Below are 15,298 nucleotides of genomic sequence, written 5' to 3' on the forward strand. Positions count from 1 at the left end.
CGGCTGGAATTGCTACTACAAGCCGCCGGGCCCAAAGACCATGCGCGACGGATGGAATCGGCTCGCCGCCACACTCGAGGGATATGCCCTTGCCACCCAACACGAAAATCCGGGAATCCCGTAGCCCTCCAGGGGAGGGTGAAGGAGTGACCCGCGCGAGATTCACCCGATCGCGACGCCGCTGCCGATGGTGCGGTTGATGACCTGCGTGGTTTTTTCGATGCGGTCGGCGGCGGCGTTGAGCGCGTTGGCGACGGCGACCTGGGTGGCCTTGGCGCGGTCGGCGGCGGCTGTGCGAACGTTGCGCAGGGTTTCGAGTTCGCCCTCCAGCGCGCGGATGCGCGCGTTGGCATCCAGCAGTTCGTCGCACACGGTGAGAGCGGCCATCACCGTCAGCCGCGCATCGCCGATTTCGCCGAACTTGCCGCGCAACTCTCCGACCCGCGATTCCAGGCTCTCGGCAAGCTTCAACAGCCGCACCTCCTGCCCTTCCTCGCAGGCCATGCGGTACTGCCGGCCGTTGATGGTGACGTTGATGTGACTCATTCACTCTCTCCGGCGTCGGCATCGAGCACCGCACGGATGGTGCCGATTGCGGCATCCAGCTTTTCCGATATCTCGCGGTTGGCGCGCTCCAGCCGCCGCGTCTTCACCAGCGAACCGTCGAGTTCGTCGGCGAGCCGCGAGCGATCGGCGCCGAGCGCCTGGATCCGGCTCGCCAGCTCGTTCTCGTCACGGTCGGCGTCGCGCCGCCGCTCGGCCGCGGCCTCGAGCGCATCGAGCGCCATCATCAGGCGCCGCGTGGCGGCGTCGATGTCGACTTGGACCGGCTCGGCATTGCCAGCCCCGTTGGTGTGACGATCGCTCATGAGAGACAGCGCGCACCCTCGCAGTAGGCCCGCCGCACGGCAGCAAAATCCGCGGTTCGGCAAGCGGTTAGAGCACGAAATTTACGTGGCAAGCGAGCCAAGCGCAACGCCCGCGCGAAGCTATGCACCGCTAAGCAACTTTTCGCATGGCAAGGGCGTTTCCACGCCTTGGACTCCCGGGGATTGAGGTGCTATCCAGCCCGCACTTTCCCTCAAACACGCCCGTATTGCGGCCTTCGCCCGGTACATACCCCTAACCAAGCACCTCATTTCAGGCGGATTTTCACATGACGCAGGTCGATCATACCCGTATGGCCAATGCGATTCGCGGGCTTGCCATGGATGCCGTCGAAAAGGCGAAATCCGGCCATCCCGGCCTGCCGATGGGCGCAGCCGACATCGCGACCGTGCTGTTCACACAGTTCCTCAAATTCGATGTGGCGGCTCCGACCTGGCCGGACCGCGACCGCTTCGTGCTGTCGGCCGGACACGGCTCGATGCTGCTCTATGCCTTGCTGTACCTGACCGGCAACAAGGACATGACGCTCGATCAGATCCGGAATTTCCGTCAGCTCGGCTCCAAGACGCCGGGACACCCGGAGAATTTCGAGACCAGCGGCGTCGAGACCACCACCGGTCCGCTCGGCCAGGGCATCGCTACCTCGATCGGCATGGCGCTGGCGGAAAAGATGCTGGCCGCCGAGTTCGGCAAGAAGGTGGTGAGCCACCACACCTACGTGCTCGCTTCCGACGGCGACCTGATGGAAGGCGTGTCGCAGGAAGCGATCGCGATGGCCGGACACTGGAAGCTGAACAAGCTGATCGTGCTGTATGACAACAACGGCATCTCGATCGACGGCCCGACCTCGCTCGCCGATTCGGTCGACCAGGTGAAGCGTTTCAAGTCCGCGGGCTGGGCCGCGGAATTGATCGACGGCCAGGATCCGAAGGCGATTGCCGCCGCGATCAGCCGCGCGCAAAAATCCAACAAGCCGTCGCTGATCTCCTGCAAGACCACGATCGGTTACGGCGCGCCGACGCGGGCCGGCACGGCGAAGGCCCATGGCGAGGCGCTCGGCGCCGACGAGCTCAAGGGCGCCAAGGAAAAGCTCGGCATTTCGCTCGACGCCTTCTCGGTGCCTGACGATGTGTTGAAGGCATGGCGTGCCGCCGGTAGCCGCGGCGCTGCCGCGCGCGAGGAATGGGAAAGCGTTTTCGCCGAGCTCGGCCCGCGCAAGCGCGCCGAGTTCGAGCGGCGGATGCGACACGAGCGGCCGGCCGCGCTTTCGAAGGCGCTGCGGGCGCACAAGAAGGCGCTATTGGAATCGCCGCAGAATGTCGCGACGCGGAAATCCTCCGAATCCGCGATCGAGGCGATCGCGGCTGCGATGCCGATGGAATTTTTGGCTGGCTCCGCCGACCTCACCGGCTCCAACAACAACAAGGCGAAGTCGGCCGTGGCGTTCTCGGCCAAGATGCCGAAGGGCCGCTTCATCCACTACGGCATCCGCGAGCACGGCATGGCCGCGGCGATGAACGGCATCTTCCTGCATGGCGGCTTCGCGCCGAACGGCGCGACCTTCCTGGTGTTCACGGACTATGCCCGACCCGCGATGCGGCTCGCCGCGCTGATGGGCGCGGGCGTCGTCTACGTGATGACCCATGATTCGATCGGGCTCGGCGAGGACGGGCCGACGCATCAGCCGGTCGAGCATCTCGCGGCGCTTCGCGCGATTCCCAACATGCGCGTGTTCCGCCCGTGCGACGCCGTCGAGGTCGCGGAATGCTGGGAACTGGCGCTCAACCGTGTCGACGGCCCGACGGTGCTGGCGCTGACCCGCCAGAACCTGCCGCAGCTTCGCACCAATGCGCCGAACGATAATCCTTGCGCGCATGGCGCCTATGAGCTGGTCGCGGCGCAGGGCAACGCAAAAGTGTCACTGTTCGCCTCGGGCTCCGAGGTCGAGATCGCGGTGGCAGCCCAGAAGCAACTGAGTGAGCGTGGCATCCCGTCGCGGGTGGTCTCGGTGCCCTCGCTCGAGCTTCTGCTGGCGCAGCCGGCAGACCGAAAGGCAGCCATTATCGGCGATGCGCCGGTCAAGGTCGCCATCGAGGCCGCGGTACGCTGGGGCTGGGACGCCGTGATCGGCCAGGATGGTGAATTCATCGGCATGCACGGTTTCGGTGCAAGCGCCCCCGCCAAGGACCTTTTCAAGCATTTCGGAATTACTGCCGAGGCTGCGGTTAACGCTGTCCTGAAGCGCTTGGGCTGACGGTTGAGGTTGAGGGGAAAAAGGACTACCTAGACCCCCATCTTGACCGTTCCCGCCCGGCCGAACCGGGCGTTCCGCCGTAAGCACCTCCGTGGAACGCCTCCGCGGGGCGGGCACCGGCTATCAGAGGAGAAACCAGCATGGCAGTCCGCATCGGGATCAACGGATTTGGCCGCATCGGCCGCAATATCTTGCGCGCCATCGCAGAATCCGGCCGCAAGGATATCGAAGTGGTCGGCATCAACGATCTCGGCCCGGTCGAGACCAACGCCCACCTGCTACGCTTCGATTCCGTACACGGCCGTTTCCCCGGCACCGTGACCGTTGACGGCGACTCCATCAGCCTCGGCAACGGCAAGATCAAGGTCTCCGCCGAACGCGATCCGTCGAAGCTGCCGTGGAAGGCGCTCGGCGTCGACATTGCGCTGGAATGCACCGGCATCTTCACGGCCAAGGACAAGGCCTCCGCGCATCTGACCGCCGGCGCCAAGCGCGTGCTGGTCTCGGCGCCCGCCGACAACGCTGACGCCACCATCGTCTACGGCGTCAACCACGACACCCTGACCAAGGATCACCTGGTCGTCTCCAACGGCTCCTGCACCACCAACTGCCTGGCGCCGCTCGCCAAGGTCTTGAACGACACCGTCGGCATCGAGACCGGCTTCATGACCACGATCCACGCTTACACTGGCGACCAGCCGACGCTCGACACCCTGCACAAGGATCTCTATCGCGGCCGTGCGGCGGCGATGTCGATGATCCCGACCTCGACCGGTGCGGCGAAGGCGATCGGCCTCGTGCTCCCCGAACTGAAGGGCAAGCTCGACGGCGTCGCGATCCGCGTGCCGACCCCGAACGTGTCGGTGGTCGATCTCAAGATCGTCGCCAAGCGCGCCACCGATACCAAGGAAATCAACGCGGCGATGAAGCGCGCCTCCGAGCAGCAGCTCAAGGGCATCCTCGGCTACACCACCGCGCCGAATGTCTCGATCGACTTCAACCACGATCCCCACTCGTCGACGTTCCACGAGGACCAGACCAAGGTGCAGAACGGCACGCTGGTGCGTGTGATGTCCTGGTACGACAATGAATGGGGTTTCTCCAACCGCATGGCGGACACCGCCGTGGCGATGGGGAAGCTGCTGTAGAACTATTTCGTCATGCCCGGCCTAGCGCCGGGCATTCTTGTCTTCCGTCATTCCGGGATGGTCCGAAGGACCAGACCCGGAATCTCGAGATTCCGGGTTCGATGCTTCGCATCGCCCCGGAATGACTGTCGAGAATCCGAGTCCGCCCATGACAAAATCCTTCCGAACCCTCGATGACGTCGATGTGAAGGGCAAGCGCGTGCTGCTGCGCGTCGACCTCAACGTGCCCATGGAGAACGGCCGCGTCACCGACGCGACCAGGCTCGAGCGCGTCGCGCCGACCATCACCGAAATTTCCGACAAGGGCGGCAAGGTCATCCTGCTCGCGCATTTCGGCCGCCCGAAGGGGCGCGACGCCAAGGATTCGCTGAAGCCTGTCGCGGCAGCGCTCAGCCACGTCATCAAGAAGCCGGTTGCATTTGCCGACGACTGCATCGGCGAGGCTGCCGCCAAGGCCGTCGGCGCCATGAAGGATGGCGATATTCTCTGCCTGGAAAACACCCGTTTCCATAAAGAGGAAGAGAAGAACGACCCTGCCTTCGTCGCGGAGCTGGCGAAGCTCGGCGACATCTGGGTCAACGACGCCTTTTCGGCGGCGCACCGTGCGCACGCTACGACCGAAGGCCTTGGCCACAAGCTGCCCGCCTATGCCGGCCGCACCATGCAGGCCGAACTCGACGCGCTTGGCAAGGCGCTGGAAGCGCCGACCAAGCCTGTTATCGCGATCATTGGCGGCGCCAAGGTCTCCACCAAGATCGATCTGCTCGAAAACCTGGTGACGAAAGTCGATGCGCTGGTGATCGGCGGCGGCATGGCCAACACCTTCCTGCACGCGCAGGGCGTCGGCGTCGGCAAGTCGCTGGCGGAAAAAGACCTCGCCGCGACGGCGCTGCGTATCCTGGAAAAAGCCACCGCTGCGAACTGCGCCATCATCCTCCCCGTCGATGCCGTGGTCGCCTATCACTTCGCCGCCAACTCGCCCTCGCACGCCTATGGTCTCGATGCCATCCCGGCCGACGGCATGATCCTCGACGTCGGGCCGCAATCGATCGCGCGGATTCACGCCGCGATCGACGACGCCGCGACGCTGGTCTGGAACGGCCCGCTCGGCGCGTTCGAAATGACGCCGTTCGACCGTGGCACGGTGGTTGCGGCCAAGCACGCAGCGGAGCGCACCAAGGCGAAGAAGCTAATCTCGGTTGCCGGAGGCGGCGACACGGTCGCGGCGCTGAATCAGGCCGGCGTGGCCGATGATTTTTCCTACGTATCGACGGCCGGCGGCGCGTTTCTCGAATGGATGGAAGGCAAACCGCTTCCCGGCGTCGAAGTTCTCAAACTGCGTTAGACCAAGACTCAATGAAGCGCCGAAGGCGCGGCAAATACAGGAGAATTTGAATGGCTCGCATTACCTTGCGTCAACTGCTCGATCATGCGGCAGAGCACGATTACGGGGTGCCGGCGTTCAACATCAACAACATGGAGCAGGCGCTCGCCATCATGGAGGCCGCCTCCTCGGTCGACGCGCCCGTCATTATCCAGGCCTCGCGCGGCGCGCGCTCCTACGCCAACGATGTGATGCTCAGGCACATGATGGACGCCGTCACCGAAATCTATCCGCAGATCCCGGTCTGCGTGCATCTCGACCACGGTAATGAGCCCGCGACCTGCATGACCGCGATCCAGGCCGGCTTCACCTCGGTCATGATGGACGGCTCGCTCAAGGCCGACGGCAAGACCCCGGGCGATTGGGACTACAATGTCGGCGTGACCAGGACGGTCACCGACATGGCCCATCTCGGCGGCATCTCGGTGGAAGGCGAGCTCGGCGTGCTCGGCTCGCTGGAGACCGGCATGGGCGACAAGGAAGACGGCCACGGCGCCGAGGGCAAGCTGTCGCACGACCAGTTGCTCACCAACCCCGACGAAGCCGTGAAGTTCGTCAAGGAGACCAAGGTCGACGCGCTGGCGATCGCGATGGGCACGTCGCACGGCGCCTACAAGTTCACCCGCAAGCCGGACGGCGACATCCTCGCCATGAACGTGATCGAGGAAATCCATCGCAAGCTGCCGAACACGCATCTGGTGATGCACGGCTCGTCCTCGGTGCCGCAGGACCTGCAGGAAATCATCAATGCCAATGGCGGCAAGATGAAGCCGACCTGGGGTGTGCCGGTGTCCGAGATTCAGCGCGGCATCAAGAACGGCGTGCGCAAGATCAACATCGACACCGACAACCGCATGGCGATGACCGGGCAGATCCGCAAAGTCTTCAAGGACAATCCGGAAGAGTTCGACCCGCGCAAATACCTCAAGCCCGCGATGGAAGCGATGGCCAAGCTGTGCAAGCAGCGGCTGCAGGAATTCAATACCGCAGGCCAGGCCAGCAAGATCAAGAAGGTGCTGACGACGGCCGAAATGGCCAAACGGTACGGCAAGGGCGAGCTGGACCCGCGGGTCGCCTGAGCCGCCCCCCGCGCCTTGCAAACACCCGGGGTGCGACGAACGTTTTCTAGGCAATTGCCCGAGAACCGCCTATTTTGGTGCGCAAGGGCATGATGTTTTCGGAGAACGTTCCCATGAATCTTGCTGACCTCAACAAGGTTGCCCTCGCCATGGTCACCCCAGGCAAGGGCATTCTCGCCGCCGACGAATCTTCGGGCACGATCAAGAAGCGTTTTGACGCCATCAAGGTCGAGTCCACGGAGGAGAATCGCCGCGACTACCGTGAAATGCTGTTCCGCTCCACCGAGGCGATGAGCAAGTACGTCTCGGGCGTCATCCTCTACGACGAAACCATCTGGCAGACGGCCCGCGACGGCACGCCGCTGGTCAAGCTGATCGAGCAGTCCGGCGCCATCCCCGGCATCAAGGTCGATGAAGGAACGCAAGCGCTGCCGCAATGTCCGGGCGAACTGGTCACCGTCGGCCTCGACAAGCTCGCCGAGCGCCTGAAGAAATATTACGAGCGCGGCGCGCGCTTCGCCAAGTGGCGTGCAGTGATCGATATCGGCAGCGGCATCCCCACGCAGACGGCGATCCACGTCAACGCGCATGCGCTGGCGCGCTACGCCGCGCTGTGCCAGGCGGCGCAGATCGTGCCGATCGTCGAACCGGAAGTGCTGATGGACGGCGATCACGACATCGACCGCTGCTACGATGTGACCCAGCGTGTGCTGAACAAGACATTCCAGGAATTGCGGGTCCAGCGTGTCGAGCTCGAAGGCATGGTGCTGAAGCCCAACATGGCCGTCTCTGGCAAGAAGTGCGCGAAGCAGGCTTCCGTCGATGAAGTCGCGGAGAAGACGGTGCGCATGCTAAAGGCCTGCGTTCCCGCGGCCGTGCCGGGCATCGCCTTCCTCTCCGGCGGACAATCCGACGAGGAAGCGACCGCGCATCTGGATGCCATGAACCGGATCGGCGGCCTGCCCTGGAAACTGACCTTCTCCTATGGCCGCGCGCTGCAGGCAGCGCCGCAGAAAGCGTGGTCCGGCAAGGCCGAGAATGTCGCCGCGGGCCAGCGCGCGTTCACGCACCGCGCGAAGATGAATGCGCTGGCGAGCAAGGGCGAGTGGGAAACCGGCCTGGAAAAGAAGGTCGCCTAGACTTGTCCAACAAACCCGTTCCGCCGCGCCCGGCGCCGCGCCTCTATCTCGCGACGCCCGAGGTGGACGATCCATCGCAGCTCGCAAACCAGCTTCCGGAGCTGTTGGCTGCGGCCGACGTCGCGGCGGTGCTGTTGCGGCTGAAGCAGACCGACCAGCGCACGATGATCGCGCGCGTGAAAGCACTTGCGCCCGCGATCCAGAATAGCGGCGCGGCGCTGTTGCTCGACGGCCATGTCGAACTGGTGGCGCGTGCCGGCGCCGACGGTGCGCATCTGACCGGCCTCGCCGCGCTGGAAGATGCCTGGCCGTCGCTGAAGCCGGACCGCATCGCCGGCATCGGCGGCCTTGCCACGCGGCACGATTCGATGGCCGCGGGCGAAGCGGGCGCCGACTACGTGCTATTCGGCGAGCCCGATGCCAAGGGACAGCGGCCATCGACTGAAGCGATTGCCGAACGCCTGCAATGGTGGGATGAACTGTTCGAGCCGCCCTGCGTCGGCTTTGCCGCCTCGCGCGAGGAGGCTTCCGAATTCGCGGCTGCCGGCGCCGATTTCGTGCTGGTCGGCGATTTCATCTGGGCCGACCCGCGCGGCGCCAAGGCGGCACTGATCGACGCCGCGCAGGCAATCGCGCAAGCGTACGAAGCGGCGTTCGGAAAAGCCAAAGCTGGTATTGATAAGTCTGGCCCAGATAAGGCCGGGCACGGATAACGCCGGACAATGAAACTCCTGCGTCCCATATCGCTGCTTGCGGGCCTCGTGATGACGATGGCCGGCGCCTCTGCGCAGATCTCGCTGACGCCGCCTGCCGCGCAACCGCCCGCCAGCCCACCAGCGGCGAAAAAGGAAGCGCCGCCCAAGCCAAAAGCTCCTCCCGCAGCGAAGCAGCCCGCCGCGCCGCCGAAGCCGGCGGCAGCGCCCAAAACGGAGGCAACGCCCGCGCCGGCCCCCTCGCCGACGACGGCCTTCGAGGATCCCAACGTCGATCTCGTCTACGGCGCCTATCAGCGCGGCATGTACAAGACCGCGTTCGATCTCGCGACGACGCGCGCGCAGTATAACGGCGACCCAAAGGCGATGACGATGCTGGGCGAGCTCTACGCCAATGGGCTCGGCATCAAGCGCGACTATGCGAAGGCCGCCGATTGGTACCAGCGTGCGGCCGATGCCGGCGACCGCGAGGCCATGTTCGCGCTCGCGATGATGCGGCTGTCAGGCCGCGGCGGGCCGACCAATCGGGAACAGGCCGTCAAGCTTTTGGCCTCCGCGGCGAAACTCGGCAACCCGAAGTCGGCCTACAATCTGGCGCTGCTCTACCTCGACGGCAACACGCTGCCGCAGGATGTCCGGCGCGCTGCCGAACTGCTGCGCGTCGCAGCCGACGCAGGCAGTCCGGAAGCACAATACGCGTTAGCTACCTTCTACAAGGAAGGCACCGGCGTGCCGAAGGACATCGACAAGGCGGTGCGGCTGCTGCAGGCGGCATCGCTGGCCGACAATGTCGACGCCGAGGTCGAATATGCGATTGCGCTCTACAACGGCACCGGCACGCCGAAGAACCAGGCCGCGGCGGTCGCGCTGCTGCGCAAGGCGGCGCGGCAGAACTCGCCGATCGCGCAGAATCGGCTCGCCCGCGTGCTGGTCACCGGACAGGGCGCGCCGATGGACAAGATCGAGGGCTTCAAGTGGCACATTGTCGCCAAGACCGCCGGCAAGGGCGACCCGGAGCTGGACGAAAGGTTCTCCGAGATCAGTCCCGAAGAACGCGCCAAGGCCCAGGAAGCCGCGAAAAAATGGATCGGCACCGCCAGTAAATGACGCCTTGACGGCGGCACATCTGCAGGGCACCCACTCCCTAAACCCTCATGGCATTGGGCCGTTCCCTCTCACACCATAAGCTCGCATCATGCTCTACTCCGCCCTTATCAACGTCATGGTGAAAGCCGCGCGCCGCGCCGGCCGCAGCCTCAAGCGCGACCTCGGCGAGATCGAACATCTGCAGGTGTCGCTGAAGGGGCCGGCGAACTTCGTCACCAAGGCCGACAAGCGCGCCGAGGAAATGCTGTACGAGGACCTCGCCAAGGCACGGCCCGGCTACGGCTTCATCGGCGAGGAAGGCGGCACGCGCGAAGGCGCCGACAAGACCCACACCTGGATCGTCGATCCGCTCGACGGCACCACCAACTTCCTGCATGGCATCCCGCAATTCGCGATCTCGATCGGCCTCGCCCGCGAAGGCACCGTCATCGCCGGCGTGATCTATAATCCCGCCAACGACGAGCTCTACATCGCCGAGCGCGGCAAGGGCGCGTTCCTCAACGATCAGCGGCTGCGCGTCGCCGGCCGCCGCCAGCTCAACGAATGTGTGGTCGCCTGCGGCCTGCCGCATATCGGCCGCGGCGACCATGCGCTGGCGCTAAAGGAAATGGCCGCGCTGCAGAACAAGGTCGCCGGCTTCCGCCGCTTCGGCGCCGCCTCGCTCGACCTCGCCTTCGTCGCCGCCGGCCGCCTCGACGGCTACTGGGAACGCAACCTGTCGCCGTGGGACATCGCAGCGGGGCAGATCATGGTGCGGGAAGCAGGCGGCACGATCTCTGACATCGGCGGCAAGGACGATGCGCTGAAGACCGGGCATGTGGTCTGCGGGAACGAGTTCGTGCACGGGGAATTGGTGAAGATACTGGGACCGCTGGGCTGACGTCATTCCGGGGCGCGCGCAGCGCGAGCCCGGAATCCATTGTGCCTCCTGCTCTGTGGATGAATGGATTCCGGGCTCGCGCCAAGTGGCGCGCCCCGGAATGACGACGCCTCAGTGGCTGGGTTGCGCCGGCGCGGGCGGCCCATGCAGCTCGCTCGCGGCCGCCACCTCCTCCACCTTCTCCCGATCCCCCGCCAGCACGCGCTGCACGCTGACGAAGAACACCGGTACCATCAACAGCGCCAGAATCACCACCGCAATCATGCCGCCCATCACGCTGGTGCCGAGTGCCTGCTGGCTGGCGCCGCCGGCACCGGTGGCAATCGCCATCGGCAGCACGCCGCAGACGAAGGCCAAGCCAGTCATCAGGATCGGGCGGAAGCGCAGCGAGCAGGCTTCGACCGTGGCTTCGATCAGCGGCTTGCCTTGGGCGCGCAGATCCTTGGCGAATTCGATGATGAGGATGGCGTCTTTCGCTGCCAGGCCGATGATGGTGATCAGGCCGACGGTGAAGTAGACGTCGTTCGGCAGTCCCCGCATGGTCGCGGCAATCACCGCGCCGCAGATGCCGAGGGGCACCGTCAGCAAGACCGCAAGCGGAATGGTCCAGCTCTCATAGAGCGCGGCAAGCAGCAGGAAGACCACCAGCACCGAGAGGCCGAGCAGGAACGGCGCCTGCGAGCCCGACAGCTTTTCCTGCAGCGACTGGCCGGTCCATTCGAAACCGAAGCCGCGCGGCAGCTTGTTGGCCAGCCGCTCCATCTCGGCGATGGCATCGCCGGAGGTGAAGCCGGGCTTGGCTTCGCCCGAGATGCGCACGGCGGGATAGTAGTTGAAGCCCGCGATCTGGGTCGGCCCCTTCGACCACTGAACCGTGGCGAAGGCGGAGAACGGTACCAATTGACCGCGGCTGTTCTTGACGTTGTAATTGAGGATGTCGTCGGCGTTCATGCGGCTGGCGCGGTCGGCCTGCACGATAACGCGCTGCATCCTGCCGCGGTTCGGAAAGTCGTTGATATAGTTCGAGCCGAGATTGGTCGAAATCGTCTGGTTGATGTCCTCGAAGGTGACGCCGAATGCGCCGGCTTTTTCGCGGTCGATCATAAGATTGACCTGCGGCGCCGGCGGCAGGCCCTCGACATAGACCTTCTGCAGGATGGGGCTGGCGTTGGCTTCTGCGATCAGCCGGTCGGATGCGGCAACCAGCGCCGGATAGCCCTTCTGGCCGCGGTCCTGCAGGCGGAACGAGAAGCCGGAGGAATTGCCGAGATTGTCGATCGGCGGCGGCTGCAGCGCCGAGATCCTGGCGTCGCGGATCGACGAGAGCTCGCGGTTGATGTCGGCGACGATCGCGGCGGCGGAATCCTTTTTGCCCCGCTCCGACCAGTCCTTCAACGTGATGAAGGCCTGCGCGGTGTTCATGCCCTGGCCGAGGAAGCTGAAGCCGGTGAGGAACGTGATGTCCTCGACCCCGGCGCGATTGAGCAGATACTTCTCCACGGCCTCGACCGCCGCTTCGGTGCGGGCGTAGGAGGAGTCGGACGGCGTCTGCACGTCTGTCGTGATGAAGCCCTGGTCGTCGACCGGCAGGAAGCCGCCGGGCAGCCGGACGAAGGCCCAGCCGAGGCCGATGAGCAGCGCGGCGTAGATCAGCATCAAACGCCCGGTGCGCTTCAGCGAGCCCTGCACGGTGCGCGAATAGCCGCCACGGCTCGTCTCGAGCACGCGGTTGAACCAGCCGAACACGCCCTTGCGCGCATGGCCGTGGCCGGCCTCGACCGGCTTCAACAGTGTCGCGCACAGCGCCGGCGTCAGCGAAAGCGCCAGCAGCGCGGAGAAAGCGATGGCCGAGATCATCGTGACCGAGAACTGGCGATAGATGATGCCGACCGAACCCGGGAAGAACGCCATCGGCACGAACACGGCCATCAGTACCAGCGTGATGCCGATGATGGCGCTGGTGATCTGCGACATCGCCTTGCGGGTCGCTTCCTTCGGCGGCAGGCCCTCTTCCGCCATGATCCGCTCGACGTTCTCGACCACGACGATGGCGTCGTCGACGAGAATGCCGACCGCCAGCACCATGCCGAACATGGTCAGCATGTTGATGGAATAGCCGGCCGCCATCAGCATCGCACAGGTGCCGAGCAGCGCCACCGGCACCACGATGGTCGGAATGATGGTGTAGCGGATGTTCTGCAGGAACAGGAACATCACGATGAAGACCAGCACCACCGCTTCCACCAATGTCATCAACACCTTGTTGATCGAGGCCTTGACGACGGGCGTGATGTTGTACGGGATTTCGTAACCGATATTGGTCGGAAAGAATTTTGACAATTCCTTCATCTTGGCTTCGACGGCGCTTGCGGTGGCGAGCGCGTTGCCGGTCGGCGACAGCAGCACCGAAAGGCCCGCCGTCGGCTTGCCGTTGAGCCGCGTGTTGAACTGGTAGCTCAGGCCGCCAATCTCGATGCGGGCGACGTCGCGCAGCCGCACCGTCGATCCATCCGCATTGGCGCGCAGCGTGATCGCGCCAAATTCATCCGGCGATGAGAGCTGACCCTTGACCAGCACCAGCGCGGAAATCCTCTGCTCCGGCGTGCTCGGCTCGGCGCCGACGCTGCCCGAGGCGACCTGGGCGTTCTGCGCCGAGATCGCCTTGTTGACGTCGTCGGCGGTAAGGCCGTAGCCGACCAGCTTGGCCGGATCGACCCAGATCCGCAGCGAACGTTCGGTGGAATAGAGCGTGGCGCGGCCAACGCCGGGAATGCGCCTGATCTCGCCGAGCACGTTGCGGATCATGAAATCGCCGAGGCCGATTTCGTCGAGCGAGCCGTCGGTCGAATTCAGCGTAATGATCTGCAGCACGGCAGAGGAGGCCTCCTCGACCAGGATGCCCTGCTGGATCACCGCGCGCGGAAGCCGCGCCTCGACGCGCTTGAGGCGGTTCTGCACTTCGACCGACGCCGCCCCCGTCTCCGTGCCGGGCACGAAGTTGGCGATGATTTCGACCTGTCCCAGCGAGTCAGAGGTAGATTCGAAATTGAGAATGCCGGAGGCGCCGTTGAGCTCCTCCTCGATCAGCCGCGTGACACTGTTGTAAAGGTTCTCCGGCGACGCGCCGGGATAGCTGGTCGAGATCGAGATCGAGGGCGGTGCGATGATCGGATATTGCGCGACCGCCAGCAACGGGATCGAGATCGCGCCGATCAGGCAGATGAAAAGCGCGACCACCCAGGCGAAGATCGGCCGGTCAATGAAGAAGCTGGGCATGTCCCGGTCTCAGCGGGACGCTTGCGCTGCCGGTGCTCCCGGTATCGAACCAACCGAGGCATCCGCATCGATCCACGCCTTCGCCTTGACCTTGTCGCCGGCAACAAACTTCTGGAACCCGTCGACGATGACGCGGTCGCCCTCCTTGAGGCCCTCGCTGATCAGCCACACGCCGTCCTGCATCGGGCCGGTGCGAACCGGCTGCGTCGCGACGCGGCCGTCGTCCTTGACCACGAAGACCTCGCTGGCGCCGCCGGCATCGCGCTGGATCGCCTGCTGCGGCACGGCCATGGCATCGGAATCGATGCCCTGTTCGATCAGGACGCGGACATACATGCCGGGCAGTAGTTCGCGATTCGGATTCGGAAACTGTCCGCGCAGCGTGACCTGCCCGGTATAGGCGTCGACCTTGGCATCAGAGAACAGAAGCTTGCCGGGAGTCGGATAAACTGTACCATCGTCGAGCACGAGGCGGACTTTGGCCACATCGGGCGCGATGCGGTCGAGGTCGCCGCTTTCGAGCGCACGGCGCAGCTTGTTCATCTCCGCGATCGATTGGGTGAAGTCGGCGTAGATCGGGTCGAGCTGCTGGATCGTGGCGAGGCTGGTAGTGTCATTCTGCACCACGAGCGCGCCTTCGCTCACCAGCGCGGCGCCGACGACGCCGCTGATTGGCGCCCGGATCGTCGCATAATCGAGATTGAGCTTCGCGCGGGCAACATCGGCTCTGCGGCTGTCAACTTCAGCCTCAGCCTGGCGTTGGGCTGCGATGGCCTTTTCGTTCTCCGCCTCGGGCGCCGCGCGCTGGCTGGTCAGCGTCGCAATGCGGCGGGCGTGCTGGGTGGCGAGATCGAGCGCAGCTTCCGCCTTGTCCAGCGCGGCTTCGCTCGCCTGCAGTTCCACCTCGAAGGGTTTGGGGTCGATCCGGTACAGGGGATCGCCGGCCTTCACCTCGGTGCCCTGGTGGAACAGGCGCTCAACGACGATGCCCGAAACCCGCGCACGGACTTCCGAGACCCGGGTGGGTGCGATTCGGCCGGGCAATTCACGAATGATGGCGCGGGCCTGAGATCGTACGGTGAAAGTGCCCACTTCAGGCTCGGGCGGCTTTACCGCGGCGGTCGCGGCGATCGGTTCGTTGCAGCCAGCCAAAAGCGGCGCCATCGCAGTCAACATCACAACGATGCATGCCGATTGCGTTCGTAGTCCGGACATTGAAAGCATTGCCCCAGTTCAAGTTGGAAGGCGCGAATTGAGCATTCGCGGCGTTGTCGTAAGCAGTCTTGGGAACTCACGGTTGATGGAAGATAGGATACGGACAGGCTGCTGCAACGCAATACGGTTTCGCGGCGGCCCAATGTCACACAACGCTATCACACTGAACTTCCGCCGATTTTTCCAGATTCACTTGATTGTGAGCCGGTTCCATC

The 15,298-nt window shown here is 64.7% G+C and carries 12 protein-coding genes; 8 read left to right on the forward strand and 4 right to left on the reverse strand.

The genetic code is table 11. The features are described 5' to 3' along the window. Window positions 1-162: 162 nt before the first annotated feature. Both LMTR3_RS23595 and LMTR3_RS23600 read right to left on the reverse strand, forming a co-directional pair. Entirely contained in the window at window positions 163-546 is a 384-nt protein-coding gene (locus tag LMTR3_RS23595; protein WP_028349229.1) for a cell division protein ZapA, read from the reverse strand. Next, complete coding sequence (locus LMTR3_RS23600) at window positions 543-869, reverse strand: DUF4164 domain-containing protein (protein ID WP_065747409.1); 327 nt, start codon at window positions 867-869, stop codon at window positions 543-545. Before LMTR3_RS23600 ends, LMTR3_RS23595 begins: the two co-directional genes overlap by 4 nt. A 287-nt stretch (window positions 870-1,156) precedes the next feature. On the opposite strand from LMTR3_RS23600, the gene tkt reads away from it, so the two are divergent. The 8 genes from tkt to LMTR3_RS23640 all read left to right on the forward strand — a co-directional run bounded on the left by tkt (window position 1,157) and on the right by LMTR3_RS23640 (window position 10,592). Continuing rightward, window positions 1,157-3,142, forward strand: coding sequence for a transketolase (gene tkt, locus LMTR3_RS23605; RefSeq protein WP_065747410.1), 1,986 nt, complete (start codon window positions 1,157-1,159; stop codon window positions 3,140-3,142). 140 nt (window positions 3,143-3,282) lie between these two features. Then, on the forward strand, window positions 3,283-4,290 hold the full coding sequence (gene gap, locus LMTR3_RS23610) for a type I glyceraldehyde-3-phosphate dehydrogenase (RefSeq protein ID WP_065747411.1): 1,008 nt from the start codon (window positions 3,283-3,285) through the stop codon (window positions 4,288-4,290). A gap of 148 nt (window positions 4,291-4,438) precedes the next feature. Continuing rightward, entirely contained in the window at window positions 4,439-5,635 is a 1,197-nt protein-coding gene (locus LMTR3_RS23615) for a phosphoglycerate kinase (protein ID WP_065747823.1), read from the forward strand. Window positions 5,636-5,685: 50 nt separating this feature from the next. Next, window positions 5,686-6,753: a class II fructose-bisphosphate aldolase gene (fba, locus tag LMTR3_RS23620; RefSeq protein WP_065747412.1), complete on the forward strand. Its 1,068-nt coding sequence runs from the start codon at window positions 5,686-5,688 to the stop codon at window positions 6,751-6,753. Window positions 6,754-6,866: 113 nt separating this feature from the next. Then, window positions 6,867-7,892 carry a class I fructose-bisphosphate aldolase gene (locus LMTR3_RS23625; RefSeq protein ID WP_065747824.1) on the forward strand — a complete coding sequence of 342 codons (1,026 nt, stop codon included), beginning with the start codon at window positions 6,867-6,869 and terminating at the stop codon, window positions 7,890-7,892. Window positions 7,893-7,894: 2 nt separating this feature from the next. Then, window positions 7,895-8,605, forward strand: a complete 711-nt coding sequence (locus LMTR3_RS23630; protein WP_065747413.1) for a thiamine phosphate synthase — start codon at window positions 7,895-7,897, stop codon at window positions 8,603-8,605. A gap of 9 nt (window positions 8,606-8,614) precedes the next feature. Next, window positions 8,615-9,712, forward strand: a complete 1,098-nt coding sequence (locus LMTR3_RS23635; protein ID WP_065747414.1) for a tetratricopeptide repeat protein — start codon at window positions 8,615-8,617, stop codon at window positions 9,710-9,712. An 88-nt stretch (window positions 9,713-9,800) separates the two neighbouring features. Further along, the gene (locus LMTR3_RS23640; protein ID WP_065747415.1) at window positions 9,801-10,592 is read left to right on the forward strand and encodes an inositol monophosphatase family protein; all 792 of its coding nucleotides are present in this window, start codon (window positions 9,801-9,803) and stop codon (window positions 10,590-10,592) included. Window positions 10,593-10,703: 111 nt separating this feature from the next. Here the strand turns inward: LMTR3_RS23640 and LMTR3_RS23645 are convergent, their stop codons facing one another. Both LMTR3_RS23645 and LMTR3_RS23650 read right to left on the reverse strand, forming a co-directional pair. Continuing rightward, window positions 10,704-13,868, reverse strand: a complete 3,165-nt coding sequence (locus LMTR3_RS23645; protein WP_065747416.1) for a multidrug efflux RND transporter permease subunit — start codon at window positions 13,866-13,868, stop codon at window positions 10,704-10,706. Window positions 13,869-13,877: 9 nt separating this feature from the next. Further along, the gene (locus LMTR3_RS23650; RefSeq protein ID WP_141686779.1) at window positions 13,878-15,083 is read right to left on the reverse strand and encodes an efflux RND transporter periplasmic adaptor subunit; all 1,206 of its coding nucleotides are present in this window, start codon (window positions 15,081-15,083) and stop codon (window positions 13,878-13,880) included. Window positions 15,084-15,298: the final 215 nt, after the last annotated feature.

Source organism: Bradyrhizobium sp. LMTR 3 (assembly GCF_001693485.1).
Taxonomy (GTDB): Bacteria; Pseudomonadota; Alphaproteobacteria; order Rhizobiales; family Xanthobacteraceae; genus Bradyrhizobium.

Bases quoted from the DNA above. Each gene is read 5' to 3' on its own strand.
- fba (WP_065747412.1), top strand. From the start codon at position 5,686: ATGGCTCGCATTACCTTGCGTCAACTGCTCGATCATGCGGCAGAGCAC.
- LMTR3_RS23595 (WP_028349229.1), bottom strand. From the start codon at position 546: ATGAGTCACATCAACGTCACCATCAACGGCCGGCAGTACCGCATGGCC.
- LMTR3_RS23600 (WP_065747409.1), bottom strand. From the start codon at position 869: ATGAGCGATCGTCACACCAACGGGGCTGGCAATGCCGAGCCGGTCCAA.
- LMTR3_RS23615 (WP_065747823.1), top strand. From the start codon at position 4,439: ATGACAAAATCCTTCCGAACCCTCGATGACGTCGATGTGAAGGGCAAG.
- LMTR3_RS23640 (WP_065747415.1), top strand. From the start codon at position 9,801: ATGCTCTACTCCGCCCTTATCAACGTCATGGTGAAAGCCGCGCGCCGC.
- LMTR3_RS23645 (WP_065747416.1), bottom strand. From the start codon at position 13,868: ATGCCCAGCTTCTTCATTGACCGGCCGATCTTCGCCTGGGTGGTCGCG.
- tkt (WP_065747410.1), top strand. From the start codon at position 1,157: ATGACGCAGGTCGATCATACCCGTATGGCCAATGCGATTCGCGGGCTT.
- LMTR3_RS23650 (WP_141686779.1), bottom strand. From the start codon at position 15,083: ATGTCCGGACTACGAACGCAATCGGCATGCATCGTTGTGATGTTGACT.
- LMTR3_RS23635 (WP_065747414.1), top strand. From the start codon at position 8,615: ATGAAACTCCTGCGTCCCATATCGCTGCTTGCGGGCCTCGTGATGACG.
- LMTR3_RS23625 (WP_065747824.1), top strand. From the start codon at position 6,867: ATGAATCTTGCTGACCTCAACAAGGTTGCCCTCGCCATGGTCACCCCA.
- gap (WP_065747411.1), top strand. From the start codon at position 3,283: ATGGCAGTCCGCATCGGGATCAACGGATTTGGCCGCATCGGCCGCAAT.